This is a genomic window from Brevundimonas sp. Bb-A (assembly GCF_009394735.1).
GTDB classification, from domain to species: domain Bacteria; phylum Pseudomonadota; class Alphaproteobacteria; order Caulobacterales; family Caulobacteraceae; genus Brevundimonas; species Brevundimonas aurantiaca.
Window position 1 is genome coordinate 1,437,511 of sequence record NZ_CP045456.1, and the last position, 24,878, is coordinate 1,462,388.

22 protein-coding genes are annotated in these 24,878 nt (G+C 67.1%); 13 read left to right on the forward strand and 9 right to left on the reverse strand.

All coding sequences use genetic code 11. From position 1 onward, the window contains the following. Position 1 precedes the first annotated feature (1 nt). From BSP_RS07065 to BSP_RS07075, 3 genes are read right to left on the reverse strand one after another with little or no spacing between them, the layout of a single operon-like run. A complete protein-coding gene (locus BSP_RS07065; protein ID WP_054765073.1) occupies positions 2–274 on the reverse strand; it encodes a type II toxin-antitoxin system RelE/ParE family toxin in 273 nt (90 codons plus the stop codon). Next, positions 271–594, reverse strand: a complete 324-nt coding sequence (locus BSP_RS07070) for a hypothetical protein (RefSeq protein WP_054765074.1) — start codon at positions 592–594, stop codon at positions 271–273. Before BSP_RS07070 ends, BSP_RS07065 begins: the two co-directional genes overlap by 4 nt. A gap of 36 nt (positions 595–630) precedes the next feature. Further along, a complete protein-coding gene (locus tag BSP_RS07075) occupies positions 631–2,061 on the reverse strand; it encodes a short-chain fatty acyl-CoA regulator family protein (RefSeq protein WP_054765075.1) in 1,431 nt (476 codons plus the stop codon). A 157-nt stretch (positions 2,062–2,218) separates the two neighbouring features. On the opposite strand from BSP_RS07075, the gene aceA reads away from it, so the two are divergent. Both aceA and BSP_RS07085 read left to right on the forward strand, forming a co-directional pair. Continuing rightward, complete coding sequence (aceA, locus tag BSP_RS07080) at positions 2,219–3,499, forward strand: isocitrate lyase (protein WP_054765076.1); 1,281 nt, start codon at positions 2,219–2,221, stop codon at positions 3,497–3,499. A 14-nt stretch (positions 3,500–3,513) separates the two neighbouring features. Then, positions 3,514–3,723: a hypothetical protein gene (locus BSP_RS07085; protein ID WP_054765077.1), complete on the forward strand. Its 210-nt coding sequence runs from the start codon at positions 3,514–3,516 to the stop codon at positions 3,721–3,723. Between the two features lie 92 nt (positions 3,724–3,815). On the opposite strand, the gene BSP_RS07090 is transcribed toward BSP_RS07085, so the two are convergent. Together BSP_RS07090 and BSP_RS07095 are read right to left on the reverse strand one after the other, a co-directional pair. After that, the gene (locus tag BSP_RS07090) at positions 3,816–4,925 is read right to left on the reverse strand and encodes a hypothetical protein (RefSeq protein WP_152949766.1); all 1,110 of its coding nucleotides are present in this window, start codon (positions 4,923–4,925) and stop codon (positions 3,816–3,818) included. An 88-nt stretch (positions 4,926–5,013) separates the two neighbouring features. Further along, positions 5,014–5,949, reverse strand: coding sequence for a ribose-phosphate pyrophosphokinase (locus BSP_RS07095; protein WP_054765079.1), 936 nt, complete (start codon positions 5,947–5,949; stop codon positions 5,014–5,016). Between the two features lie 192 nt (positions 5,950–6,141). Here BSP_RS07095 and BSP_RS07100 point away from each other — a divergent pair, with 192 nt between their 5' ends. The 5 genes from BSP_RS07100 to BSP_RS07120 all read left to right on the forward strand — a co-directional run bounded on the left by BSP_RS07100 (position 6,142) and on the right by BSP_RS07120 (position 15,931). Beyond that, positions 6,142–6,996 carry an outer membrane protein assembly factor BamD gene (locus BSP_RS07100; RefSeq protein ID WP_054765080.1) on the forward strand — a complete coding sequence of 285 codons (855 nt, stop codon included), beginning with the start codon at positions 6,142–6,144 and terminating at the stop codon, positions 6,994–6,996. Positions 6,997–7,091: 95 nt separating this feature from the next. Beyond that, a complete protein-coding gene (gene recN, locus BSP_RS07105) occupies positions 7,092–8,789 on the forward strand; it encodes a DNA repair protein RecN (protein WP_152949767.1) in 1,698 nt (565 codons plus the stop codon). A 111-nt stretch (positions 8,790–8,900) separates the two neighbouring features. Continuing rightward, positions 8,901–13,013: a hypothetical protein gene (locus tag BSP_RS07110; protein WP_227976076.1), complete on the forward strand. Its 4,113-nt coding sequence runs from the start codon at positions 8,901–8,903 to the stop codon at positions 13,011–13,013. Between the two features lie 522 nt (positions 13,014–13,535). Next, entirely contained in the window at positions 13,536–14,741 is a 1,206-nt protein-coding gene (locus tag BSP_RS07115) for a saccharopine dehydrogenase family protein (protein ID WP_152949769.1), read from the forward strand. Between the two features lie 11 nt (positions 14,742–14,752). After that, complete coding sequence (locus tag BSP_RS07120; protein WP_227976077.1) at positions 14,753–15,931, forward strand: carboxynorspermidine decarboxylase; 1,179 nt, start codon at positions 14,753–14,755, stop codon at positions 15,929–15,931. Between the two features lie 12 nt (positions 15,932–15,943). Here BSP_RS07120 and BSP_RS07125 read toward each other — a convergent pair whose 3' ends face one another. The 4 genes from BSP_RS07125 to BSP_RS07140 form a co-directional block, all read right to left on the reverse strand. Further along, positions 15,944–16,849, reverse strand: a complete 906-nt coding sequence (locus BSP_RS07125; RefSeq protein ID WP_152949770.1) for a cobalamin biosynthesis protein CbiG — start codon at positions 16,847–16,849, stop codon at positions 15,944–15,946. An 80-nt stretch (positions 16,850–16,929) separates the two neighbouring features. Continuing rightward, positions 16,930–17,445, reverse strand: a complete 516-nt coding sequence (locus BSP_RS07130; protein ID WP_054765085.1) for a hypothetical protein — start codon at positions 17,443–17,445, stop codon at positions 16,930–16,932. 3 nt (positions 17,446–17,448) lie between these two features. Further along, entirely contained in the window at positions 17,449–18,246 is a 798-nt protein-coding gene (gene xth / locus BSP_RS07135; protein WP_152949771.1) for an exodeoxyribonuclease III, read from the reverse strand. Between the two features lie 101 nt (positions 18,247–18,347). After that, positions 18,348–19,277 (reverse strand): hypothetical protein, encoded by a 930-nt coding sequence (locus tag BSP_RS07140; protein ID WP_152949772.1) that lies wholly within the window; start codon positions 19,275–19,277, stop codon positions 18,348–18,350. A gap of 185 nt (positions 19,278–19,462) precedes the next feature. Between BSP_RS07140 and BSP_RS07145 the strand changes: the two genes are divergently transcribed. From BSP_RS07145 to BSP_RS07170, 6 genes are all read left to right on the forward strand, one after another. Beyond that, complete coding sequence (locus BSP_RS07145; protein WP_227976078.1) at positions 19,463–20,488, forward strand: MBL fold metallo-hydrolase; 1,026 nt, start codon at positions 19,463–19,465, stop codon at positions 20,486–20,488. Beyond that, the gene (locus BSP_RS07150) at positions 20,485–21,258 is read left to right on the forward strand and encodes an enoyl-CoA hydratase (protein WP_054765088.1); all 774 of its coding nucleotides are present in this window, start codon (positions 20,485–20,487) and stop codon (positions 21,256–21,258) included. The genes BSP_RS07145 and BSP_RS07150 overlap by 4 nt, the downstream gene beginning before the upstream one ends. A 72-nt stretch (positions 21,259–21,330) precedes the next feature. Next, positions 21,331–21,837 (forward strand): GNAT family N-acetyltransferase, encoded by a 507-nt coding sequence (locus BSP_RS07155; protein WP_054765089.1) that lies wholly within the window; start codon positions 21,331–21,333, stop codon positions 21,835–21,837. Positions 21,838–22,445: 608 nt separating this feature from the next. Further along, the gene (locus BSP_RS07160; RefSeq protein WP_054765090.1) at positions 22,446–23,000 is read left to right on the forward strand and encodes a DUF1285 domain-containing protein; all 555 of its coding nucleotides are present in this window, start codon (positions 22,446–22,448) and stop codon (positions 22,998–23,000) included. After that, positions 22,997–23,671 carry a CoA pyrophosphatase gene (locus BSP_RS07165; RefSeq protein WP_152949773.1) on the forward strand — a complete coding sequence of 225 codons (675 nt, stop codon included), beginning with the start codon at positions 22,997–22,999 and terminating at the stop codon, positions 23,669–23,671. Before BSP_RS07160 ends, BSP_RS07165 begins: the two co-directional genes overlap by 4 nt. After that, positions 23,668–24,870 carry a CCA tRNA nucleotidyltransferase gene (locus tag BSP_RS07170; RefSeq protein ID WP_152949774.1) on the forward strand — a complete coding sequence of 401 codons (1,203 nt, stop codon included), beginning with the start codon at positions 23,668–23,670 and terminating at the stop codon, positions 24,868–24,870. Before BSP_RS07165 ends, BSP_RS07170 begins: the two co-directional genes overlap by 4 nt. Positions 24,871–24,878: the final 8 nt, after the last annotated feature.

Genomic DNA, 24,878 nt, shown 5'->3' on the forward strand with positions numbered 1-24,878 from the left:
CTCAGCGGTCCTCGCGGGCGTGGAAGATGCGGGCGACGACGACGGCGTCCGCATCGACGCGGTACTGGACCACATAGCCGCTGTCGCCGAAGGGGATGTAGAGCTCGCGGCGATCTCCCCTTTCCCGTCCCATGAACGGCGTGCCGGCCAACAGAGACACGAACCGGGTGATGACCCGCAACGCGCGCAAGGCGGCGCGTGGATTACGCTCGGCCAAAAAGGCGGCGAGCCGTCGCCTGTCGCGAACCGCCTGTTGCGAGAAGCGGAGCTTCACCGCCGGGCGTCGAGGCGTGCTTTCAGGTCCGTCTCGAACGCCGTGGACCATTCCTCGAATGTCTCGTAGACGCCCGTGCGATCATACTCGGCGAGCGCCTCGGCCGCTGTGGGACCGTCTGGAGGCGAGGCGTAAAGTTCGGTCTGCCCTGTTTCGAAAGCCGCCTGGTCTTCTCGGACGCCAAACGACTGTTCAGTGAACGCCCTGTCCAGAACCGCGCCGGCATAGGCTTCCGGCGTCAGGCCCGCTGCGCGCGCAGCGGCCTTGAGCCGCTCAAGCGCCTCTTCGGTCAGGGGAAGGGTCAGGACGTGATCGGCCATAACCGCATCATCTCACAACTATGAGTGGTTGTGAACTCAAATCGCTGCGAACGGATAGGGGCTGACCGACTTGGCCCAGTCGTCCACGGCCAGGGGCCGGTCGATGGGCGCGGCGGCGCGTTCGGCGCAGGGATGGCGGTGGCAAAGGCGGCAGGCGGGGCCGATTGGCGTCACCTCGGGCCGGTCCAGATCCAGGCCGTGGGCATAGGCGAGCCGGTGCGCATGGCGCAGTTCGCAGCCCAGGCCGACGGCCAGGTCGTGGGTCTCGCCGTATCCGTCCTGGCCCTGGCGTTCGACGGTGCGGGCGAAGGTGAACCAGCGACCGCCGTCTGGCGTCTCGATGATCTGGGTGATGATCCGGCCCGGCGTGCGAAAGGCGCTGTGCAGGCGCCAACGCGGACAGGCGCCGCCGAAGCGCGAGAAGGGAAAGGCGCCCGCCGCATAGCGTTTCGAGATATTGCCCGCCTGATCCACCCGCATCAGGAAGAAGGGCACGCCCCGCGCCGTCGGCCGCGACAGGGTCGTCAGCCGGTGCGCCGCCTGTTCATAGCTGACCCCGAACCGCGCCTGAAGCCGCGCCAGGTCATAGCCGGTCTCTTCGGCCGTGCGCTGAAAGGCGGCGTAGGGCATCAGGATCGCGGCGGCCAGGGTGTTGGTCAGGGCCACCTTCAGCAGGGAGCGCGTCGGTCCGTCCGGGGCGTTCGCCGCCTGGACCATGTCGTGGAGCGCCTGTCCGTGCTCGGCCAGGGCCAGCTGATAGGCGATGGCGAAGGCGCGAGACGACGGGCCCAGGGTCTCGGACAGCAGCAGACGGCGGCGGTGCAGATCATAGCGCCTGGTCCATTCCACCATGACCTCGGCCGGCAGGGTGCGGACCCCCAGGTCGTGTTTGGCCGCCAGCCGCTGGCGGGCGGCGGGTTCGAAACCGTCGGCATGGGCCGGCGCCTCGGCCGCCAGGACCTCGGCCAGGGCCTCGCCCATCTGGTCCAGTTCGGGAAAGTGGTTGCCGCGCGACTGGATATATTCGCGCACCCATTCGGCGGGACTGGCCTCGACCAGGCCTTCGCCGGTCTCGGCGGCGGCGCGGGCCTTGGCGCGGCCGTCGTCAAAGGCCCGATACAGGCGCAGCAGGGCGTCGGCCACCCCCGGCGCCTCTTCCAGCACCTGCACCAGTTCGTGACGGGGCAGGGCCAAGCCCTTGAACAGAGGATCGGCCAGAACCTCGCCCAGCCGCGCCTCATCGACGGCCCCGCCCTGGTTCAGGCTGCGCAGATCGACGTCATAGGTTTCGGCCAGACGCAGCAGCAACTGGGCCGACACCGGTCGCTGATTGCGCTCTATGTGGTTGAGATAGCTGGGGGAAACCCCCAGGTCGGCCGCCATGGCCGTCTGGGTCAGGGAAAGGTCGCGCCTCAGCCGCTTCAGCCGGGCCCCCAGAAACAGCTTGCGATCGGCGGCGGTGTCCATGGCTGAAGAATGTCATATTATGACTGCCGATGCAAAGTCATGATGTGACAAACTGACTTCATTGATCGGCGCGATCCTGTGTCATTCGTGACTTCGGCGTGTTCTTGTCCCTGAGACGGCGGCTGCGGCCGCGCCCTTTCAGAAGACGAGTTCGACCATGACCACCTTCGCCGACCTGGTTCCTTCGCCCGCCGGCCGTTTCGACGGCATCGAGCGCCCCTATACGCCCGAAGACGTCCTGCGCCTGCGCGGCTCGGTGCCGATCACCCACACCCTGGCCGAGCGGGGCGCCAATCGCCTGTGGCAGCTGCTGCACGACGAGCCCTTCATCAACGCCCTGGGCGCCGTCACCGGCAACCAGGCCATGCAGATGGTCCGCGCCGGGCTGAAGGCCATCTATCTGTCGGGCTGGCAGGTCGCGGCCGACGCCAATACGGCCGGCGCCATGTATCCCGACCAGTCGCTGTACCCGGCCAACGCCGCGCCGGAACTGTGCCGCCGCATCAACCGCACCCTTCAGCGCGCCGACCAGATCGAGCATGCCGAGGGCGGCGCCAAACGCGACTGGTTCGTCCCCATCGTCGCCGACGCCGAGGCCGGCTTCGGCGGGCCGCTGAACAGCTTCGAGATCATGAAGGCCTTCATCGAGGCGGGCGCCGCCGGCGTCCACTTCGAGGACCAGCTGGCCTCGGAGAAGAAGTGCGGCCACCTGGGCGGCAAGGTGCTGATCCCGACCCAGGCGCATGAGCGCAATCTGGTCGCCGCGCGTCTGGCCGCCGACGTCATGGGTACGCCGACCATCACGGTCGCCCGCACCGACGCCGAAAGCGCCCAGCTGATCACCTCGGACATCGACGAGCGCGACCAGCCCTTCATCGACCGCGACAACCGCACGCCGGAGGGCTTCTTCCGCCTGAAGGAAGGCACGGGTCTGGACCACTGCATCGCGCGCGGCCTGTCCTACGCCAACATCGCCGACCTGCTGTGGTGGGAGACCTCGCATCCGGATCTGGACGACGCCAAGAAGTTCGCGGAAGCCGTCCAGAAGAAATATCCGGGCAAGCTGATGGCCTACAACTGCTCGCCCTCCTTCAACTGGAAGGCCAAGTTGGACGACGCCACCATCGCCAAGTTCCAGCGCGAGCTGGGCGCCATGGGCTACAAGTTCCAGTTCGTGACCCTGGCCGGCTTCCACGCCCTGAACAACTCGATGTTCGAGCTGGCGGACGGCTATCGCGACAACGGCATGGCGGCCTATTCCGAGCTGCAACAGCGCGAGTTCGCCAATGAGGCGCGCGGCTACACCGCCACCCGCCACCAGCGCGAAGTCGGCACCGGCTATTTCGACCAGGTCGCCACGGTCATCTCCAATGGCACGTCCTCGACCACGGCGCTGAAGGACTCGACCGAGACCGCCCAGTTCACCCACGCGGCTTAAGAAAGGGAACCGCCATGGAACCTCTGACCCAAACCGAAGCCATCATCGACTTTTGCCTGGCGCCCCTGGCGCTCGACGCCGGGACCGAGGCCGAACGCGAGGTGCGCCGCCGCCTGACTCACGTCCTGCGGACCTATCAGGCCAAGGTCGCCAGGCCGATCGCCGTGGACTTCTCGTCTATGCCGTCCCAGGTGATCAACGAGGCCGCCCACGGCTACGAATAGGCCGCGCGCTGCCTGCAAAAGAGAAGAGGCCCGCCCCGATCGCTCGGGGCGGGCCTTTTTTATCGCGTCGAACCGGCTGGGGCTGCGGGGGCTCAGCGGGCGCCCGACGGCGGGGGCGCGGACGCCTGGGCCGAGGCGGCGGCCGGCGTCGGGGTCAGGGTGACGGACACCGGCGTCTGGGCCGGGGGCGGGGGCGTGCCGGTCTCTTCCGGGGCGCCGACGGTGATGGTGGTGTTCAGCACCGCCTGGGTGGTGCAGGTGGCCAGGTCGCGGGTGATGTGGCGGCCCAGGCAGAACATGTCCTCATAGCTGGGGCGCGAGGCCGCCAGGCATTGGAACAGCATCAGCTTGGACATGTTCAGGCAGAATTCGTTGTTCGGCTCCACCACCAGGGCGTCGGTGTTGGCCCGCGCCTCTTCGCCGGCGGCGCCCAGGGCGGCCAGGGCGGCGATGGCCAGGGACCGCACGACCGGCGGCGTATAGGGCGGCGCCTTGCGCGACGCCTCGACCCCTTCCAGGCCCGAACCCGAGTTGGCGGCGGCGAACAGTTTGGCCGATTCATCCGCCGAGGGCAGCATGGCGGCCGCCGACAGGGTCTTGGCGGTTTCCAGTCGAACCTCGCGGTTGGGGATGTGGGTGACGGCCCAGCGGCGGCGCGGGTCGTTGCGCTCCTGGATCGTATAGGCGTCGGCCTCGACCGCCTCGGCGATGCCGCGAATGACGACCGCGTCCTTGGCGATGGTCGCCGAGATCAGGCCGGCGGCCGCATCGGCGCCGGGCAGGGTGGCGGCATAGGCCGGATCGGCGACGATGCGGGCGACCATCTCCTGGCGCTGGACCGGATCGACGGCGAACTGACGCACCCCGGCGACGAACTCGGGCGACTGAAGCGCGATGATCGAACCATAGGCGATCAGGCCGCGCGACAGCTGGGCGGGCTCAAAGGCGACGCCCTTGCGGATGGCGGCCTGAACCGCCTCGGCGTCGGTGAAGCCGCCCGGCTGGATGGTTTCGGCCTCGCGCAGGAAGGCCACATAGATGGAGGCGGCCTGGGCCACGCCCTCGTTCAGCGAGACGGGCGGGGGCGGCGGGGGCGGAGGCGGCGCGGCCGGTTCGGCCTCTTTCGTCGAACAGCTGGCCAGAAGGGCGGCGGCGGCGATGGCGGCGATCGAAAGGCCGCGGGTCATGAAGGCCTTGGGCATAGGGCGCGTCCACAGAACTGAAAGGAGGCCCCGGCGGGGGCGCGTACTGGAAGGCGCTTATAACGTGTCGAAAGTGGTTTGCCGAAGATTAATCGAACAGCTTCGACACGGATTCCTCGTTGGCGATCCGACGGATAGCTTCACCGATCAGCGGAGCCACGGAAACCCTGCGAATTTTCGCGCAGTTCAAAACTTCGTGGGGTTGTTCGATGGAGTCGGTGATCACCAGCTCCTTCAGCGGCCCGTCGGTGATCCGCTGCACCGCCGGGCCCGACAGCACGCCGTGGCTGATATAGGCCGAGACCTCTGTCGCCCCCTGGTCGATCAAGGCCTTGGCGGCGTTGACCAGGGTGCCGCCCGAATCGACGATGTCGTCGAACAGGATGCAGCGACGGCCTTCGACGTCGCCGATGATGTTCATCACCTCGCTCTCGCCCGCCTTGGGCCGGCGTTTGTCGACGATGGCCAGGTCGGCGTTCAGTCGGCTGGCCAGGGCGCGGGCCCGCACCACCCCGCCCACGTCGGGCGAGACGATCATCAGGTCGTCGCCCCGGGCGTAGTTTTCCTTCACGTCCTGGGCCAGGACCGGAATGGCGACCAGATTGTCGGTCGGAATGTCGAAGAAGCCCTGAATCTGGCCGGCGTGCAGATCCATGGTCAGCACCCGGTCGGCGCCGGCGCGGGTGATCAGATTGGCCACCAGCTTGGCCGAGATGGGCGTGCGGCCGCCGGTCTTCCGGTCCTGACGGGCATAGCCGAAATAGGGCATGACGGCCGTGATCCGCTTGGCGGACGCCCGCACCAGGGCGTCCGTGATGATCAGCAGCTCCATCAGATTGTCGTTGGCCGGATAGGAGGTCGACTGAAGGATGAAGACGTCCTCGCCCCGGACGTTCTCCTCGATGACGGCGAAGACCTCATTGTCCGCAAACCGCTTGACCTGGGCCTTGGTCAGGGGCGCGTCCAGATGGTCGGCGATGGCCTGAGACAGGCCTCGGTTGGAGTTGCCTGAGAGCAGCTTCATCGGCTGGTCATCCTTTCGCCGTCATCCGCCCCCCAATGAACGGGTGTCGGTTGGCGCGCTCTTTACCAGCGGGGCCGGTCAGGGCAAGTCGTGCACGGAGATTTCCTCGGCATGGCGCGCCCCGGTCGCGGGTGCTAGAGATCGCCGCGTTGGTTTTTGGAAGCTGGGCTTGGGGCCCCGCTTTCGCTCGTCATGGGGTCGTCCTTGTCCGTTTCCAAGTTCCGTTCCGGCCTGGTGCTGATGGCCGCAGCGGCCGCCGCTCTGACGATTTCCGGCTGCGCCGGGAACAAGCGGCCCAGGCTCGCCTATGAAGAACGCCCGGTCGAGGCGCTGTACAACACCGGCTATCAGCGGCTGGAACAGCGCCGTTGGGCCGACGCCGTCGACTATTTCCAGGAGGTGGAACGCCAGCACCCCTATTCGGACTGGGCGCGCCGCTCGATCCTGATGCAGATCTACGCCTATTATCAGAACAACAACTATACGGACGCCATCGCCGCGGCTGACCGCTATATCCAGCTGTTCCCCGGCAATCCGTCGGCAGCCTACGCCTTCTATATGAAGGCCGTCTGCAACTTCGAACAGATCACCGACGTGGGCCGCGACCAGGGCTACGCCACCGCCGCCCTGGCCGGTCTGAAGGACGTGGCCCGCCGCTATCCGGGCACCCCCTACGCCACCGACGCCGCCGTCAAGATCGACATGGTCAACGACCAGCTGGCCGGCAAGGAAATGAACATCGGCCGCTACTATCAGCGCGCCAACCAGCCCCTGGCGGCCCTGAACCGCTACAAGGCCGTCATCGCCAATCCCGAGTTCCAGCGCACCTCCCACACGCCCGAGGCCCTGTACCGCCTGGTCGAGGTCAATCTGCAACTGGGGCTGAAGGAAGAGGCGACCCGCAACGGCGCCGTCCTGGGCTACAACTTCCCCGGCAGCCCCTGGTACGCCGAGGCCTACGCCCTGCTGACCGAAAACGGCCAGACCCCGGAAAAGGCGCCCGAAGCCAAGCGCGAGAGCTGGCTGCAACGGATCATCCCGGGCTGATCGCCCGGGGGGCGGGGAAATAGCCTTGTGTATCCCTGCACATCTCTCGATTCTGACGGCGTGATCCTGATTCGTTCCACCGGCGACCAACTGTCATGCTGACCGCCCTTTCCATCCGCGACGTCGTTCTGGTCGACGTGCTGGATCTCGACGTCGAGACCGGCCTGACCGTGCTGACCGGCGAGACGGGGGCGGGCAAGTCGATCATTCTGGACGCCCTGGGCCTGGCCCTGGGCGGACGCGGCGACGCCGGCCTGGTGCGCAACGGCGCCAAACAGGCCGTGGCCACCGCCGTCTTCAGCGCCCCCGACGATCCCGACCTGCTGGCCCTGATCGCCGACAAGGGGTTCGAGGTGCAGCCGGGCGAGGAGCTGATCCTGCGCCGGGTCCTGAACGCCGACGGCCGCAGCCGGGCCTATGTTAACGACCAGCCCGCCGGGGTCACGGCGCTTCGCGAGATCGGCGCCGCCCTGGTCGAGGTGCACGGACAGCACGAAACCGTTGGCTTGCTGGACTGGCGCACCCACCGGGGACTGCTGGACGCCTATGGCGGGCTTCAGCCGCAGTTGCAGGCCGTCGCCGCCGCCTCGACAAAGCTGAAGGCCGCCGAGGCCAAACTGGCCGAGCTGAAGGCCCAGGCGGCCGACGCCGCCGCCCGCGCCGAGGAGATCAGCCTGAACCTGGCCGAGCTGGACGCGCTCGACCCCCGCCCCGACGAGGAGACGGAACTGGCCGGCGAACGCGCCCTCTTGGGCGCCGCCGAAAAGGCCATCGCCGATCTGGCCGACGCCCGCACCCAGCTGGGCGGCGACAAGCTGAGCCAGAAGCTGGGCGCCGCCCTGCGCGCCGTCGAACACGCTCGCCAGCGTGCGGGTCAGGCCGGGGCCGAGGGCGACCATCCGGTCATTGTCAAACTGTCGGCCGCCGTCGAGGCCATCGACCGCACCCTGGTCGAGGCGGCCGAGGCCATCGCCGCCGTGGACGCCGCCGCCGACGCCTTCGACTATGAGCCCGGCCGTCTGGACAAGGCCGAGGAACGGCTGTTCGCCCTGCGCGCCGCCGCCCGGAAACTGCACACCACCGTCGACGCCCTGCCGTCCTTACGCATTCGCCTGCGCGAACAGCTGCGCCTGATCGAGGACGGGGAGGAGGCCTTGGCCGCCGCCGGGCGCGAGGCCGCCCAGGCCGCCGAAGCCTATGACCTGGCCGCCGAATTCCTGACCTCGGCGCGCGAGGCGGCGGCCGACCGCCTGACCGCCGCCGTCATGGACGAGCTTGGCCCGTTGAAGCTGGAGCGCGCCCGGTTCCGCGTGGCGCTGGAGCCGATCGAGGGCCGGCGCGGCCCCGACGGGGTCGAGACCGTCCGCTTCCAGATCGCCACCAACGCCGGAACCGACTTCGGTCCGCTGGACGCCATTGCGTCGGGCGGCGAACTGGCCCGGTTCGCCCTGGCCATGAAGGCGGCGCTCGCCAGCCGCGAGGACATGCGCCAGCCGGTCATGATCTTCGACGAGGTGGACCAGGGCGTCGGCGGCGCCGTGGCCGAGGCCGTCGGCTCGCGCCTGAAACGCCTGTCCACCGGCGCCCAGGTCCTGGTCGTCACCCACAGCCCCCAGGTCGCCGCCCGCGGCCACGCCCACTGGAAGGTGATGAAGGCCGACCGCGACGGCCTGACCACCACCACCGTCCTCGCTCTGGACGACGCGAGGCGTCAGGAAGAGATCGCGCGGATGCTGTCGGGGGCGGAGATCACCGACGAGGCGCGGGCGGCGGCAAGGGCGTTGATCGGGTAGGGGGCGGGACCAGACGCTCCCTCCGAGGTGTCATGACGTTGCGCGGCGCGGCGGATGTTGCTTTCCCAACAACGCCTCCGCCTCTAAACGATAGAATGAATGGGGGCACTCTTGGCTGATTCTGGATTTTTCGCCGCTGGAAGCCTGTTCAGTACGGACTACCTCGGCGAGGCCATCAAGTCGTCGCAGGCCTATCAGTCCGTCGATGTGATGACCCTCCGAGGCGCCCTGGACCGGATCGCTGCGGCTTTTCCCCAGAGCGCCAAGACCAATGAAAGCCAGACTGAGGACGACTTTATTTGGCCCTTGCTGACCGCGCTTGGCTGGTCGCAGTCCCTGCGTCAGCAGAACCTGACTGTCAGCGGTCGCGACGACGTCCCGGACGGGCTTCTGTTTGCCGATGCCGACGCCAAGGCGGCCGCCAACGCCTTGCCCGAGCAATGGCGGCGTTACGAACACGGCCTCGCCGTCGTGGAAAGCAAGCGATGGGGGCGGCCTCTCGACCGAGCGTCGGGGCGTAATGAGACCACCGCGCCTTCGACGCAGATGTTGCGCTACTTGCGCCGCATCGACGACCTAACGAACGGTAAATTGCGCTGGGGCATCCTGACCAACGGGCTCCGCTGGAGGCTCTATTGGGCCGGCTCCCGATCGATCTCGGAGGAGTTTCTGGAGATCGACCTCGGTCGCGTGCTGGGGCTCGACGGCGTTGATCTGTTCAGCGACGAGGAAGCCCGTGATCACTGGCTGCGCGTCTTCGCCGTAATGTTCGGTCGCGAGGCATTCTTGCCGACCGGGATCGATCAGAAGACGTTCCACGAGCGCGCCAGGTCCGAGGCGGCCTTCTATGAGGAGCGGGTCGCGGCCAGCCTCGCGCAGGTCGTCTTTGATCAGGTCTTCCCCAGCCTGGCTCGCGCACTGGCGGAGTCCACGCCAGAAGCATCTCTCGATGATGTGCGTGATGCCGCGCTGATACTGCTCTACCGGCTGCTGTTCCTGCTCTACGCAGAGGACCGAGACCTGCTGCCGGTCAACGATGAGCGGTATAACGACTACGCGCTTCGTCCGATCCGCCTCAATGTCGGAGAGCGCGTCACGAACGGCGACGCCTTTTCATCGACCGCCGCTAAGGTTTGGGGGCACATCTCGGACCTGTCGCGGATCGTCGACAAGGGCGACGCCTCGGTCGGCATCCCGCCCTACAACGGCGGCTTGTTCTCGACGTCAGGCACGACCCTGCTGTCGAGCGCGCGCATCCCTGACAGCGTCATGGCGCCGGCCCTGGACGCCCTGTCGTTCGAGCGCTCAACCGGCCAGCGCCGATACATCAACTACCGCGACTTGTCGGTCCAGCAGTTGGGCTCGATCTACGAACGGTTACTGGAATTCGAGATCGTCCGTGAAGGGCTGGTTGGCGAAGCGGGACACCTGATCGTTCGACCCAACCTGTTCGCCCGCAAAAACTCGGGCAGCTACTACACGCCCGACGAATTGGTCGGCCTGATCCTGGACGAGACGCTGGAACCTCTCATCGAAGAGCGTCGTGATGCTTTTCGGGCGGCCCTCGCCGCGTCATCGGACAACGACGACGAAGGTGTCCGGCGCCGCGCGCTGAAGGACGCCGACGCCGCAGAGGCGATCTTGTCCTTGCGCGTCTGCGACCCGGCCATGGGATCGGGCCACTTCCTGGTCAGCCTCGTCGATACGCTGGCCGACCATGTTCTCGACGCCATCGCCGAGGCCGCCGCCTTGGGCGAAGACGTCGGCTACGTCTCCCCGCTCGCGGAGAAGATCGACGATATCCGCGCCACCATCCTGAAGAACGCCAAGGCCGCCGGCTGGGCGATCGATGAAGCGCAACTGGACGACCGGCACATCGTCCGGCGCATGGTGCTCAAGCGTTGCGTCTACGGCGTCGATAAAAATCCCATGGCGGTCGAACTGGCCAAGGTCGCCCTGTGGCTTCACACCTTCACGGTCGGCGCGCCCCTGTCGTTTATCGACCACCACCTGCACGCTGGCGACAGTCTGTTCGGCCTGTGGGTGCGTGATGCGATCGATAAGGCCCGCGCCTTCGGCGCCCCGTTGCTCTACGACGAAGCGCTGAAGAACGCCCAGCGTCAGGCGCTGGCGATGAAGACGATCGAGATGGCGACGGACGCCGAGATCGCCGAGGCGCACCGGTCCGCCGCCATGTGGATCGACGTGGAGGCCCAGGTCGGTCCCTTAGATAGCTTCGTCAGTTTCATGCACGCCTTGGACTGGCTGAACCTGAACCGGTCGGAAAAGGGCTTGATCCGCCTGTGGCTGGATGGACAGTTCGGTGACGCCCTGGCCATCGCCCGCGGTCGTGCCGTGCCCGAGCGGCGGCGATCCAAAGAAGAAGACTTCGAGGCGTTCACAGACATCTGGCTCCGGGCTCGCGACCTGATCGCCGAAGAGCGGTTTCTGAACTGGCAGATCGCATTCCCGGGCGTGTGGGATCGCTGGGACGATGAGGCTCGGCACGGCGGCTTCGACGCCGTCGTCGGCAATCCGCCTTGGGACCGAATCAAGCTGCAACAGGTCGAATGGTTCGCAGCCCGCAGGCCGGAAATCGCCTTGGCCCAGCGCGCGTCGGACCGGACGAAGATGGTTGCGGCGCTCAAAAAGGCCGACGACCCTCTCTATGCGGACTTTGAGAAGGCCGAGCAGCGAGCGGTCGATACCGCAAGGGTCGCTAGAAAATCTGGTCAATATCCGCTGCTGTCCGGCGGTGACACCAACCTGAATTCGCTTTTCGTTGAGCGAGCCCATGCCTTGGTGAAACCGCGTGGCATGGTTGGGCTGCTCATCCCGTCAGGCATTGCCTCGGACCAGAGTTCAGCCGCCTTCTTCCGCAGGATGTCAGGCGACAAGCAAGTCCATTGCGTCATCGACTTTTTCAACCGCCGAACCGACGGAAGCCTGTTCTTCCCTGACGTCTACTACCGATTCAAGTTCTGCGCCTATGTCGCAGGCGGGCCGGGGCGAACCTTCGATAGTGCGTCCTATGGCTTCTTCATCCGTGAGCTCGCAGAGATCGATGATCCTGAACGGGTCTTCCCGATCGCCGTAGATGAAATCAGAAAGATCAATCCCAACAGTGGGACTGCTCCGATTTTCCGATCGCGCCGGGACAAGGAGATCACGTCAGGCATCTATAGCCGGCTGCCGGTTTTGGTCGATCGCACCAGCAGTCAAGGCAAGGCAATCTGGCCCGCGCGCTATGTGCGCATGCTCGACATGGCGAACGACAGTGGTCGGTTCAGAACCCGACAGGAACTGGAAGGCGACGAACAAGCCTGGCCGATAGAGCAGAACCATTTTCAGTCAGCTTCCGGCGAGTGGGTGCCGCTCTACGAAGGAAAAATGGTCCAAGCCTTCGACCACCGCGCCGCTGACATCGTGCTGGCTGAAGCGAACGTATTTAGATCAGGCCAGGGCGCTGACCTGACTGAGGATGATCACCGCGACCCTTCACGACAGCCTGCGCCACGCTACTGGGTGCGGGTGGTTGAGACTGGTTGGGATGCCACAACGGACTGGTGTCTCTCCATAAAGGACGTGACTTCGGTCACTAATGCTCGCACCACCATCTCGGCGGTCATTCCGAAGGTCGGCGCAGGACACACGCTGCCAGTGTTGTTTCAGGTAAAGGATGCGGTCTCGCCCTCTTACGTCGATTGGGCTCCACTAGTGCTCGCAAATCTGAACGCCGTCGCCCTAGATTACCTGGCGCGTCAGAAGGTACACGGCAATCACTTGGCCTGGTATCTGCTCGAGCAACTGCCTGTCGTTCCACCTGCTACATACGACTGCGCCTTCGGTGCCAAAACTGCTCGCGACATCGTCCGTGAAGCCGTCCTAGAACTCAGCTACACCGCCCACGACCTGGCGCCGTTCGCCCGCGATCTGGGTCATGTGGACGAAGATGGCGAGGTCCTGCCGCCGTTCGACTGGGACGAGGACCGGCGTCTGATCCTGCGCGCCAAGCTGGATGCCCTCTACTTCATCCTCTACGGCGTCTACGACCCAGCCGATCCGACCCGCAGCCGCGACGACATCCGCTACATCTACTCGACCTTCCCAATCGTGGAGCGAGAGGAGACGGTTAAGTGGGGCCGTTACCGCAGCCGCGACCTCGCGCTCGCTTGGATAAACGCCCTGTTGGCCGGCGAGCCTGACGCCGATATCGTGGGATGACGCCGTTGGTCAGTCGGGACGGCTTGTTCGCTTCAAGGACCAGATCGATGCCGCGACCCGTCTCCCCATCCGCCACGACGGACTGTGCTTGGCGCAAGCCGGAATACTGACGCCTACCCCCAACCCAAAACCGCCCAGGCGCAAAAAGCCTTCACCTTCCAATACGCTCCGGCGTCAGACGTCCGATCAACCCACCAGGCCTCAAAACACGCTTAAAATCCCCGCCGGTCCTTGAGAACGTAAAGCCCTTTCCCCAAAGACGCCCTGCGACGTCTGGCGTCCGCTCGGCCTTCGTCAGCTTCGACGCCCCCTGTCACAATCGGACAGTTCGGACACATCGGACACTGTTTTTCCGCTCGCCACACCCCACGTCCCACACCCCCACGCCCAGACGCGAAAAATCGCCGAATTCGTCACAAATCCCCGCCCATTAGCGATCCTGTCATCATCGTGCTATGAGCCCCGCCCTTTATACGGGCGGCGATGTCGCCGAGGCCTTTCAAGACTTCAGGAGAAGCACAGATGAGCAGGGTGCTGGTCATTGGCGCCGGCGGCGTCAGTTCGGTCGCCGTCCATAAGATGGCGATGAATTCGGACATCTTCTCGCACATCACCCTGGCCAGCCGCACCAAGGCCAAGTGCGACGCCATCGCCGAATCGGTGAAGTCGCGCTTCGGCGTGACCATCGACACGGCGGCGATCGACGCCGACGACGTGGCCGCGACCACCGCCCTGATCCAGTCGGTCAAGCCGGCCCTGGTGGTTAACCTGGCCCTGCCGTACCAGGACCTGTCGATCATGGACGCCTGCCTGGCCGCAGGGGTCAACTACCTCGACACCGCCAATTACGAGCCGCGCGACGAGGCCAAGTTCGAATACAAGTGGCAGTGGGCCTATCAGGACCGCTTCAAGGCGGCCGGTCTGATGGCGCTCCTGGGCTCGGGCTTCGACCCCGGCGTGACCTCGGTCTTCACCACCTACACCAAGAAGCACCTGCTGGATTCGATCGAGACCCTCGACATCCTGGACTGCAACGGCGGCGACACCGGCCTGCCGTTCGCGACCAACTTCAACCCCGAGATCAATCTGCGCGAAGTGACCGCCAATTCGCGTCACTGGGAGAACGGCCAGTGGGTCGAGGGCCCGGCGCTGAGCCACAAACAGACCTTCGACTTCGAGGGGGTGGGCCCGAAGAACATGTACCTCATGTACCATGAGGAACTGGAGTCGCTGGCCAAATTCTATCCGGAAATCAAGCGCATCCGCTTCTGGATGACCTTCGGCGACTCCTATCTGAAGCACCTGGAGGTGCTGGAGAACGTCGGCATGACCTCGATCGAGCCGATGATGTTCCAGGGCCGCGAGATCATTCCGATCGAGTTCCTGAAGGCCCTGCTGCCCGAGCCCGCGTCGCTGGGTCCGATCACCAAGGGCAAGACCAATATCGGCACCATCGCCACCGGCCTGAAGGACGGGGCGCAGAAGACGATCTACGTCAAGAACATCTGCGACCACGAAGCCGCCTATGCCGAGACCGGCAACCAGGCCGTCAGCTACACCACCGGCGTCCCCGCCATGATCGGCGCGGCCCTGATGCTGACCGGCCAGTGGAAGGGGGAGGGGGTGTTCAACATGGAGCAGCTGGATCCCGATCCCTTCATGGACATGCTGAACAAGCACGGCCTGCCCTGGACGGTCGAGGAACTGTCCGCTCCGCTGGACTTCTGAGGATAAGCCCCATGGTCATGCAGACCCAGGCCGGCGGACCGGGCGCCTTCGCCCGGTTCGATCTGAACCGCGTCCCGTCGCCCGCCTTCGTGGTCGACGAGGTCGCGGTGCGTCGCAACTTGGCCGTCCTTCAGGACGTCGGGGCGCGGGCGGACGCCCGGGTGCTGCTGGCCCTGAAGGCCTTCTCCATGTGGTCTCTGGCCGACGTCGTCGGGGAATATCTCGACGGCGTCTGCGCCTCGGGCCTGTGGGAAGCCCGGCTGGCGCGGGAGTTCTACAAGGGCCACCTGACCACCTATTCCCCCGCCTACAAGCCCGCCGACCTGCCCGAGATCCTGCGGCTGTCGGACACGGTCATCTTCAACGCCCCGGACCAGATCGCCCGCTTCGCCGACCTGATCGCCGCCGCCCGCGCCGAGGGCGAGACGTTCGACATCGGCCTGCGACTGAACCCGGAACATTCGGAGGGCGAGGTCGCCAAGTACGACCCCTGCCAGCTGGGTTCGCGCCTGGGCTTTCCGGTGTCGCAGCTGAAGCCGGAACACTTGAACGGCGTCGACGGCCTTCACATCCACGCCCTGTGCGAGCAGGGGTTCGAGCCGCTGGAGCGGATCTGGCAGGCCGTTGAGCCGAAGCTGGCGCCCCTGCTGCCGGATCTGAAATGGATCAACCTGGGCGGCGGTCATCATGTGACCCGCGCCGACTACCGCATCGACGCCCTGGTCGCCTTCCTGAAGGATCTGGGGCAGCGCTACGGGCTTCAGGTCTATATCGAGCCGGGCGAGGCCATTGCGCTGGACGCCGGCATACTGGTGGGCGAGGTGCTGGACACCTTCCACAACGGCCTGCCCATCGCCATCACCGACATCTCGGCGACCTGCCACATGCCGGACGTGATCGAGGCCCCCTACCGTCCAGCCATGCTGAACGAGGCGGAAGGCGGGGTGACCTATCGCCTGGGCGGTCCGTCCTGCCTGGCCGGCGACATCATCGGCGACTATGGCTTCGCCACGGCGCCGACCGCCGGAACCCGCATCGCCTTTCTGGACCAGGCCCACTATTCGATGGTGAAGACCAACACCTTCAACGGAGTGCCGCTGCCGGCCATCGCCCTTTGGAACAGCGACACCGACGCGCTGAAGCTGGTTCGCGAATTCGACTGGTCAGAGTTCCGCGACCGCCTGTCCTGACGGACCTGGGGGTCAGACTCCCAGGATCCAGCCTTCTTCCTGCTCGACCTGGGCGATCAGTTCGGGCGTTGCGTCCTTGGGCGGGCCGAAGGCCTTGGCTAGTTCGCCGGCCTCGTCCATATGGGCCAGGGCTTCGGCGGTGGCGCGGACCTGGGCCTGATCCTTGAACTCGCCCTCATGAGGTTTGCCGTCGAACATCGAGGGCCAGACCTCGACCACAAGGGCCGACAGGGGCTCGACATCCTCAGGGCTAAGCGCGCGCCAGCCGGTGCCGAACGGCCAGACGGCGCCCGAAGAGCCCAGGCTTTCCAACAGCCTGCGCACCGCCGGAATGCCCACCAGGGTCTGGCCGCCCACGGCGCCGGCGCCGTGCATCTGCCACACGCTCTTGGGCTGCAGCTTGCCTTTGCGCGCCGCATTCTCGGTCGCCCGGAATTCGGGGATGTCGGCGCCGGCGCCGGCGGGCGGCTTGGTTGTGGTCAGCCAGCGTTGCGCCTGTTTGGCCGGGGCGCCCCACAGGGGCCAGGCCTCGTCCGTCATCAGCCGGTTCATCTTGGCCGCCACCTGGTAGCGGTTGTTCGTATTGTCGGCCTTGTCCACCACATTGGCGGCGATGAATTTCCACATGGCTTGCCAGGGGGTTCCCTCCAGCTTCAGCCGCGCGGCCGTGCCGACGGGATAGCCGAAGTTGAAGTCCAGCCCGACCAGAACCCGGTCGCCGCGCTTTCTGTGGTCCGCCAGGATCGAGGCCAGCAGGGCCTCGCCCTCGGCCCGGGTCGCGACATTGTGCGTCTCGGTATAGAGGCGGAAGCGCACGTCGCGCTTTGCCACCCCGATCCACAGCGAGCTGTCGCCCAGCTTCTTGGTCTCGGCGGCGGTCCAGTCGGCGACGACATAGGCGTCGAATAGGCGGGCCAAGGCGGCCTCCCGTAAAAAGGCGTGTCGTTAGGAATGAGCGGGGGTTCTAGACCGCTCGCCGCCCAATCGGAAGGGGGCGATCAGCTCTTCAACAGGGCTTCCAGGTGCGACAGCCACCGCCGACCCAGCCGCAGCGCCTCGCCGGGCGAGCCGGTTCCGCCGGCCAGGGCGGCGTCCCACAGGGCCAGTTCGAACTCGGGATGACGGGCGTCTGCGAACATCAGCCGCAGCACCACCTGTTCGGCGTCCGGCGCCATGACGTCCAGCGACTTGCGCGTCTCGCCGCGCCGGATGCGGGCCACCACATGGCCGTCCACGATGATCTCTCCGCCCTCCACCTCCTCGAAGGCGTAGGCCAGGCCGTGGGCGCCGTTGGCCCAAAGGACCACCACCTGTTCGACGTCGAAATTCAGCGCGCAGGCCCGGCCCTCGCGGGGGGAAACGGCCTCGACCTCAGGCGGGGCGCCGAGGGCTTTCAGAAGGGCCCGGCGTATCCGGCGCGGCGGCTCCATCCACCAGGACAGGGCCAGGGCCAGGGTCGTCAGCAGGGCCGCCGCCAAGGCGATCAGCAGGACCACCCGAACGACCTCGGCCATGGGTCAGACCTCCGATCCGGCCGACAGGTCCAGATCGACCACCACCGGCACATGGTCGCTGGGCTTGTCCATCTCGCGGGCCTCGCGATGGGTTTCGATCCCCCGGAGCCGGTCCGCCGCCTGGGGCGAGAGCAGGGCGAAGTCGATGCGGATGCCGTGGTTCCTCTGCCAGGCGCCGGCCTGATAGTCCCAGAAGCTGTAGGTTCCGGCGGGTTCGCCCCCCACCTCGTGCGCGTCGGCCAGGCCCAGGTGCTTCAGGGCGCGGAAGGCCTGGCGGCTCTGAGGCTGGAACAGGGCGTCATCGGTCCAGGCGGCGGGGTTCTTGGCGTCTTCCGGCTCGGGAATGACGTTGTAGTCGCCGCACAGGGCCAGCGGCTCCTCGAAGGCCAGCAGGTCGCGGGCGTGGCGGTTCAGCCGCTCGAACCAGGCCAGCTTGTAGTCGAACTTCTCGGTCCCGATCGGATTGCCGTTCGGCAGATAGATGGAGGCCACCCGGATCGGTCGCGGCGCCTCGATTACGGCCTCCAGATAGCGGGCCTGTTCGTCGGTCTCGTCGCCCGGCAGGCCGCGCCGGATGTCCGACAGCGGGTGTTTCGACAGCAGGGCCACGCCGTTGTAGCTCTTCTGGCCGTGGGTCTCGACGTTGTAGCCCAGGCTCTCGAAGGCCTCGCGCGGAAACTTCTCGTCCACGCATTTGATCTCCTGGAAGCAGGCGACGTCGGGGGCGGCCTGCTCCAGCCAGGCCAGCACGGTGGGCAGGCGGGCGTTGACCGAGTTCACGTTCCAGGTGGCGATGCGCATGACGGGGACGCTAGGCTGCGTCTCGGTTTCGGGAAAGAGGCGCCGCAAACAAAAGGGCCGCCGGATCGCTCCGGCGGCCCCTTGCCGTCAATCGGTCTGTCTTAGGGGCGGCCGCCGGCCGGGGCGGGGGCCGCAGCAGGGGCCGGCGTCAGGGTGCAGCCGCCGCCGATCCGCTGAGCGGTGGCGCAAGGGTAGATCTGCTGCACGACGTTCTCGGCGTTCACGCGGGCGATGACGCCGTCGGCGCCGGCGCATTTGGCTTCATAGAACATGCCGTTGGCGTTCTGGCCCATCAGGCGCGCCTCGGTGACGTCGCAGCCCGCCGCTTCCGATCCCGCCAGCAGTTGCTTCACCTGAGCCGCATTCTCGGCGGCGGTGGTGAAGGCGCAGGCGCCGCCTTCAGCCAGCACCTGGATACAGGGTGTCTTGGTCCATTCGTTGTTCAACTGCTTGACCCAGAAGCCCGCCGCGTCGGCGCAGCCGACCTCATACATGACGCCTCCGTCGTTGGACTGACCCAGGACCTTGGCCTGGTCCACGGTGCAAGGGACGCCCGCCTTCTGGGCGTATTCGCGCAGAACCTTCTGGGTGTCGGTGTTGGCGGGGATGGTGCATTGCGGGCCGACGTCGGCGGCGGGATCGCGCTCGCGCACCACCGAGGCCGAATGGGCCAGAAGCACACAATCCGTGGCCGACGGCGGGGTCTTGGATTCGATCATGAAGCCCGGGCCAGTGGCGCAGGCGACCTCATAGACCGAGGTCTTGGCGGCGGTTTCGCCCAGCAGCTTGGCTTCGGTGACCTGGCAGTTGGTGTTGGCCAGGGTGGCCTGTTCCTGAGCCGCCGCCATGATCTGCTCAGGCGTCGGCGGCGCAGGGCGGCGTTCGCGCCGTTGGCGCGCTGCGGCGGCTCGTGAAGAGCCTTCTGCAACAGCCTGGCGATCGTCATTGGCGCGGGTCTGGGCCGCGGCGGGAGCGACCGTAACGGCGCTGAACATCAGCGCCGCGAGGACGGCGGCGAAGCGGGCTTTCATGGAACACCTTGGAGATCTGAAAGGACTGAACGCTTCGTGGCCTTCTAATCGGGCAGGGTCAAGGCGGCTGTGGACGATGGAGGGCTGACGGGATTAAGGTCTGCGCGTTTTGATTGGAGACCCACTTGGCGGACGATGCGACGGCGGTGAAGACGGGGATGGACGCAAGAGGGCTGACCTACCCCATGCCCCAGACGCCCGCGGGAGGGGAGGCGATCGAAGTCGCCCCCGGCGTCCTGTGGATGCGGCTGACCCTGCCGTTCCAGCTGAACCACGTGAACGTCTACGCCCTTCAGGACGGCGACGGATGGACGGTGGTCGATACCGGCCTGCGCACGCCTGACAGTATTGCGGCCTGGGAAGCAGCGCTGGCCGGCGCGCTGGAAGGGCGCCCGATCCGCCGCCTGGTCTGCACCCACATGCACCCCGATCACATCGGCCTGGCCGGCTGGTTGTGCGAGCGGAGCGGCGCGCCGCTGCTGATGTCGCGGCTGGAATATGTCTCCGCCCGGATGCTGATGGCCGAGGAGGCCGGGGACGCCCCCGAAGACGGCGAACGCTACTATCGGGCCGCCGGATGGAGCGAGGCCCAGATCGACCGCTGGCGCAAGGATTACGGCGGCTTCGCCAAGGGGGTGTCGGCGATGCCGCGCAGCTATCTGCGGCTGTCGGATGAGGATGTGATCCAGATCGACGGCGACGACTGGACCGTGGTGGTCGGGTCAGGACACAGCCCGGAGCACGTTTGCCTGTGGCGTAGGTCTGACGACGTTTTCATCTCCGGCGATCAGATCCTGCCCCGGATTTCGTCGAACGTCTCGGTCTGGCCCACCGAGCCCGAAGCCGATCCGCTGGGCGACTGGATGGATTCGCTGGAGAAGCTGCGGCGCCTGCTGCCGGACGGAGCCTTCATTCTGCCGTCGCACGGGGAGCCCTTCCTGGGCGTTCAGGCCCGGCTCGACGCTCTGAAACGCGGTCATGAGACGGCGCTGAAACGGCTTGAACGGACCTTGCGTCAACCGTCTAGGGTGATCGACGGCTTCCCGGCCGTGTTCGGTCGGGCGGTCGGAGACGGGGTGCTGGGCATGGCCACGGGCGAGGCCCAGGCGCACCTGAACTATCTGGAAAAGCGCGGCCGCGCCAAACGGACGCGCGATGAGAACGGCGTCGACTGGTGGACGGCCGTCAAACGGGACGAGGAAACGACGTGAGCGAACATATCCGCACCCAACTGGCCGACGGCGTCCTGACCCTGACGCTCGACCGGGCCGACAAGAAGAACGCCATCACACAGGCCATGTATTCGGCCCTGTCCGAGGCCGTCGAACAGGCGCGCACCGACGATACGGTGCGGGTGCTGCTGCTGCGCGCCGAGGGCGACAGCTTCTCGGCCGGCAACGACATCGGGGACTTCATCGCCATCGGCTCGCAGACGGAAAGGCCGTTCGACATGTCGGTGTTCCGCTTCCTGAAGGCGCTGGCCGATCTCGACAAGCCGCTGGTGGCGGCGGTCAAAGGTCGGGCGGTCGGCATCGGCCTGACCATGCTGTTGCACTGCGACCTGGTGGTGGTGGCCGAGGACGCCCTGCTGTCGGTTCCGTTCGTCAATCTGGCCCTGGCGCCGGAGGCGGCGTCCAGCCTGCTGCTGCCCGCCGCGATCGGCCATCAGCGGGCGTTCGAACTGTTCGCCCTGGGCGAGCCCGTCGACGGACGGACGGCGGCGGCCTGGGGCCTGGCCAATCGCGTCGTTCCGGCGGAGGCGGTCGAGGCGACGGCGGCGGATCTGGCGGCCAAGGTGGCGGCCCGTGCGCCCAATTCGATCCGCAAGACCAAGCGGCTGATGCGCGATGCGGAAGGTCTGTGGGCCCTGATGCAGCGCGAGGGCGAGGCGTTTGGATCCCAGATGCGGAGCCCCGAGGCCATGGAGGCCTTCATGGCCTTCACCCAGAAGCGGGCGCCCGACTTTTCGAAGGCGGGCTGAAGGCGTCGCAAGACCGCGCCTTGATTCAGCGCAGCTTTGGTTCTAGGTGCGCGCGCCCCCGTCGGAGCGCCCATGTCGCACGCCTCTATCCAGATTTCGGCCCCTGACCTGGTCGCCGAGCCCATCGCCCTTGAAACGCCCGCCGACGCGGCGGGCGTGGACGCCCTGGTTCTGGCCGCGTTTGGCCCAGGCCGTTTCGCCAAGACGGCCGAGCGGCTGCGCGAGGGGACGCGTCCCGCCGTGGGCTTCGTCGCCCATCGGCAGGGCCGGATCGTCGGGTCTGTCCGGCTGTGGCCCGTGGTGATCGGCGCGACGCCCGGCCTGTTTCTGGGCCCCATTGCGGTCGAGGCGGCGGTTCGCAGCGAAGGGCTGGGGGCGCGTCTGGTTCAGGCCTGCGTCGATCATGCCCGGATGACGGCGACCGGCGGGGTTCTGCTGGTCGGCGACCGCGCCTATTTCGAGCGGTTCGGCTTCGTCGGGGCGCCCGAGGCCCAGTTGCCGGGGCCGGTCGATCAGCGGCGCGTGCTGTGGCTGGCGGTCGGGAGTGAAACGGCGGCCGGCGGCGTCCGCATCGGCTGACCTTCCCCCGGCGGGCTCATTGAACGCGAAAACAGTGTCCGATGTGTCCGATGTGTCCGACAAAAAAGGTGTCCGATGTGTCCGATCTGTCCGACGCTCCTTGTTTTTCAAGCGGAATCTCACCGGCCCTGATCGGGCTGTCCGATGATGGGGTCCGCGACGGCTGTGGGCTGACCGTCGCGTCGGCGAGGGTCTGACAAGGCCGGAGGATCGGACGAGAAAAAGGGTGTCCGATGTGTCCGATCTGTCCGACGGCCTTTGATCTTATTGCTAAAACAGCTGGACACTGATCGGACTGTCCGGCGGCGGCCCCGCCTTGCTCTCTCTCTCTCTGCGATGTCAAAGACCGGGCGTCATTATAGGGGCGTCGGGCGGGGCGCCGGATCGTTCGGCGGCTGAGGCCGCAAGCCGTTGAAACAGAGGGCGTGTTCTGGCCACATCGCGCGGGCGTTCGAGGTCAGGCCCTGGGACGCCGGGGGAGGGAGAGGGCGGGGGATGAAGGCGGGCGACGCCTCGCCCGGATCGGACGGGAGGGCCAGCCGGATCGGCTGAAGAAGAATCGCTTCGCGGTTCCGTCCAGGACGATCAGCCACTAAGTCAGGGGCGTCATGACAGAACCGGATGAAACGCCCAAAGGTCTGAACGCGGTCGCAGAGGCGGCGAAACAGGCGCCCGGCCGGGGACTGCCCCCGGTTCATCTGTGGAACCCGGCCCATTGCGGCGAGATCGACATCGTGATCCGCCGCGACGGCGTCTGGATGCACGAAGGATCGCCGATCGGGCGCGAGGCCCTGGTGCGGCTGTTCTCCACCGTTCTGCGTCTGGACCCGGACGGCTATCATCTGGTCACGCCGGTCGAGAAGATGAAGATCGAGGTCGAGGACCTGCCGTTTCGCGCCGTGGCGGTGCGGCGCGAGGGGGAGGACCTGATCTTCACCACCGACGTCGGCGACGAGGTGCGGGCCGGGGCTGATGATCCCCTGGTGGTGGACGAAGATCCCGAGACCGGCGAGCCGGCGCCGCGCGTGCATGTGCGCCGTGACCTGTGGGCGCGGATCACGCGGGCGGTCTTCTATGAATTGGTCGAGGCGGCCGAGGAGGCGGACGGGCGGCTGGTGGTCCGGTCCGGCGGGCAGGTGTTTCCTCTGGGAGCCGTGGCGTGAGCCTTAAGACCCTAAGGCGCAGACTTTCGGAGCGGCTTGCGCCGATCGGGGCCTGGCGGGCGGAGGCGGCGCCGGCGCGTTCCGATTTCGACCTCAACCCCCAGGCGGCGCGGCCTGTACGGGAGTTGAGGCCGGCCGCCGTCCTGATCCCGGTCGTGGCGCGACCCGAGGGGGCGACGGTCCTTTTGACCCGTCGGGCCGACACCCTGGCCCGGCACACCGGACAGATCGCCTTTCCGGGCGGTCGGCTGGACCCCGGCGAAACCGCCGTCCAGGCCGCCCTGCGCGAGGCCGACGAAGAGGTGGCGCTGAACCCCGCTGCGGTCGAGGTTCTGGGTTTGTCGGACGCCTATGAGACCGGCACGGGATTTCTGGTGACGCCGGTGATCGGATGGCTGGACCAGCCGCCCCTGACCCGGCCGTCGCCGGACGAGGTGGCGGAGGTGTTCGAGACGCCGTGGGACTTTCTGATGGACGCGGCCAATCACCGGCGGGACTTTTATGATCTGGAAGACGGTCTGCGGCGGTGGTTCTGGGCCATGCCCTGGCAGGAGCGCTACATCTGGGGCGTCACGGCCGGCATTCTGAAGGGACTTCACGCGCGTCTTTACGGCGACGAGGTCGATCCCGAACGCGCGGCCGAGCGGGACGCCGCCGAGGTTGAGGCATGACGGCCTCGGTGCGAGGCCAGCCCTGGCTGGAGGCGACGGCCACCCGCGCCGTCATGGCGGCTCTGGAAGCGGCGGGCGGCGCCGATTGCGCGCGTTTCGTCGGGGGCTGCGTCCGCAACAGCCTGATGGGCCGAGCGGTGGACGACATCGACATCGCCACGCGTCTGACGCCCGAACAGACGATGGCGGCGCTGAAGGCGGCCGGGCTGAAGGCTGTGCCGACGGGTGTTGAGCACGGCACGGTCACGGCGGTTTCAGAGCGGGCGCCCTATGAGATCACCACCCTGCGCCGCGACGTGGAGACCGACGGCCGGCGCGCCGTGGTGGCCTTCACCCGGGATTGGGCGGAGGATGCCGCGCGGCGGGACTTCCGCCTCAACGCCCTCTACGCCGATGCGACCGGCGCGGTGTTCGATCCGACGGGCGGCGGGCTGGCGGACGCCGCCGAGGGGCGGATCGTCTTCGTCGGCGAGGCCGAAACGCGCATCCGCGAAGACTATCTGCGCATCCTCCGCTTCTTCCGGTTTCAAGCCTGGTATGGGCGCAGCGCGCCGGACGCGACGGGACTGGCCGCCTGCGCCGCTCTGAAAAGCGGCATGGCGCGGCTCTCGGCCGAGCGGGTGTCCAAGGAACTGTTGAAGCTGCTGGCGGCGCCGGACCCGATCGCCAGCGTGCGCGCCATGGAGAGGACGGGCGTACTGAGCCAGGTCTTGCCGGAGGTCCAACCCCTGGCGATGTTCGAGGCCCTGAGCCGACGCAGCGGCGATCCTGTCCTGCGGCTGTCGGCGCTTCTGCCCGTCGATGAGGCGGCGGTGCGGGGGATTGCGGAGGGTTTGCGGCTGTCCAACGCCGTGCGCGACCGGCTGGCGGCCGCCGTCGCCGAGGGGCCGGCGGTGAGGCCCGGCATGGGCGCGGCCGAGGCGCGGGCTGCGATCTATCGGCTGGGGCGCCGCGCCTTTGAAGATCGGCTGGCGCGGGCGGAAGCGGCGGAAGGGAGCGACGGCGGCCCGCTGCGGCGGCTGGCCGAGGACTGGACGCCCCCCCGGCTGCCGGTCGGCGGCCGCGACCTGGCGCGGCTGGGGCTTCAGCCGGGACCGGACACGGGACGCATCCTCAAGGCCTTCGAGGAGGGCTGGGTGGCCGACGATTTTCCGACGGACGGCCATGAGGCCCGGCTGAAGGCCCTGATCGGCGGCTGAACCCGGAA

Bases quoted from the DNA above. Each gene is read 5' to 3' on its own strand.
- BSP_RS07090 (WP_152949766.1), bottom strand. From the start codon at position 4,925: ATGCCCAAGGCCTTCATGACCCGCGGCCTTTCGATCGCCGCCATCGCC.
- BSP_RS07100 (WP_054765080.1), top strand. From the start codon at position 6,142: ATGGGGTCGTCCTTGTCCGTTTCCAAGTTCCGTTCCGGCCTGGTGCTG.
- BSP_RS07140 (WP_152949772.1), bottom strand. From the start codon at position 19,277: ATGAAAGCCCGCTTCGCCGCCGTCCTCGCGGCGCTGATGTTCAGCGCC.
- BSP_RS07120 (WP_227976077.1), top strand. From the start codon at position 14,753: ATGGTCATGCAGACCCAGGCCGGCGGACCGGGCGCCTTCGCCCGGTTC.
- BSP_RS07155 (WP_054765089.1), top strand. From the start codon at position 21,331: ATGTCGCACGCCTCTATCCAGATTTCGGCCCCTGACCTGGTCGCCGAG.
- recN (WP_152949767.1), top strand. From the start codon at position 7,092: ATGCTGACCGCCCTTTCCATCCGCGACGTCGTTCTGGTCGACGTGCTG.
- BSP_RS07070 (WP_054765074.1), bottom strand. From the start codon at position 594: ATGGCCGATCACGTCCTGACCCTTCCCCTGACCGAAGAGGCGCTTGAG.
- BSP_RS07115 (WP_152949769.1), top strand. From the start codon at position 13,536: ATGAGCAGGGTGCTGGTCATTGGCGCCGGCGGCGTCAGTTCGGTCGCC.
- BSP_RS07075 (WP_054765075.1), bottom strand. From the start codon at position 2,061: ATGGACACCGCCGCCGATCGCAAGCTGTTTCTGGGGGCCCGGCTGAAG.
- aceA (WP_054765076.1), top strand. From the start codon at position 2,219: ATGACCACCTTCGCCGACCTGGTTCCTTCGCCCGCCGGCCGTTTCGAC.
- xth (WP_152949771.1), bottom strand. From the start codon at position 18,246: ATGCGCATCGCCACCTGGAACGTGAACTCGGTCAACGCCCGCCTGCCC.
- BSP_RS07145 (WP_227976078.1), top strand. From the start codon at position 19,463: ATGCCCCAGACGCCCGCGGGAGGGGAGGCGATCGAAGTCGCCCCCGGC.
- BSP_RS07170 (WP_152949774.1), top strand. From the start codon at position 23,668: ATGACGGCCTCGGTGCGAGGCCAGCCCTGGCTGGAGGCGACGGCCACC.
- BSP_RS07085 (WP_054765077.1), top strand. From the start codon at position 3,514: ATGGAACCTCTGACCCAAACCGAAGCCATCATCGACTTTTGCCTGGCG.
- BSP_RS07130 (WP_054765085.1), bottom strand. From the start codon at position 17,445: ATGGCCGAGGTCGTTCGGGTGGTCCTGCTGATCGCCTTGGCGGCGGCC.
- BSP_RS07095 (WP_054765079.1), bottom strand. From the start codon at position 5,949: ATGAAGCTGCTCTCAGGCAACTCCAACCGAGGCCTGTCTCAGGCCATC.
- BSP_RS07160 (WP_054765090.1), top strand. From the start codon at position 22,446: ATGACAGAACCGGATGAAACGCCCAAAGGTCTGAACGCGGTCGCAGAG.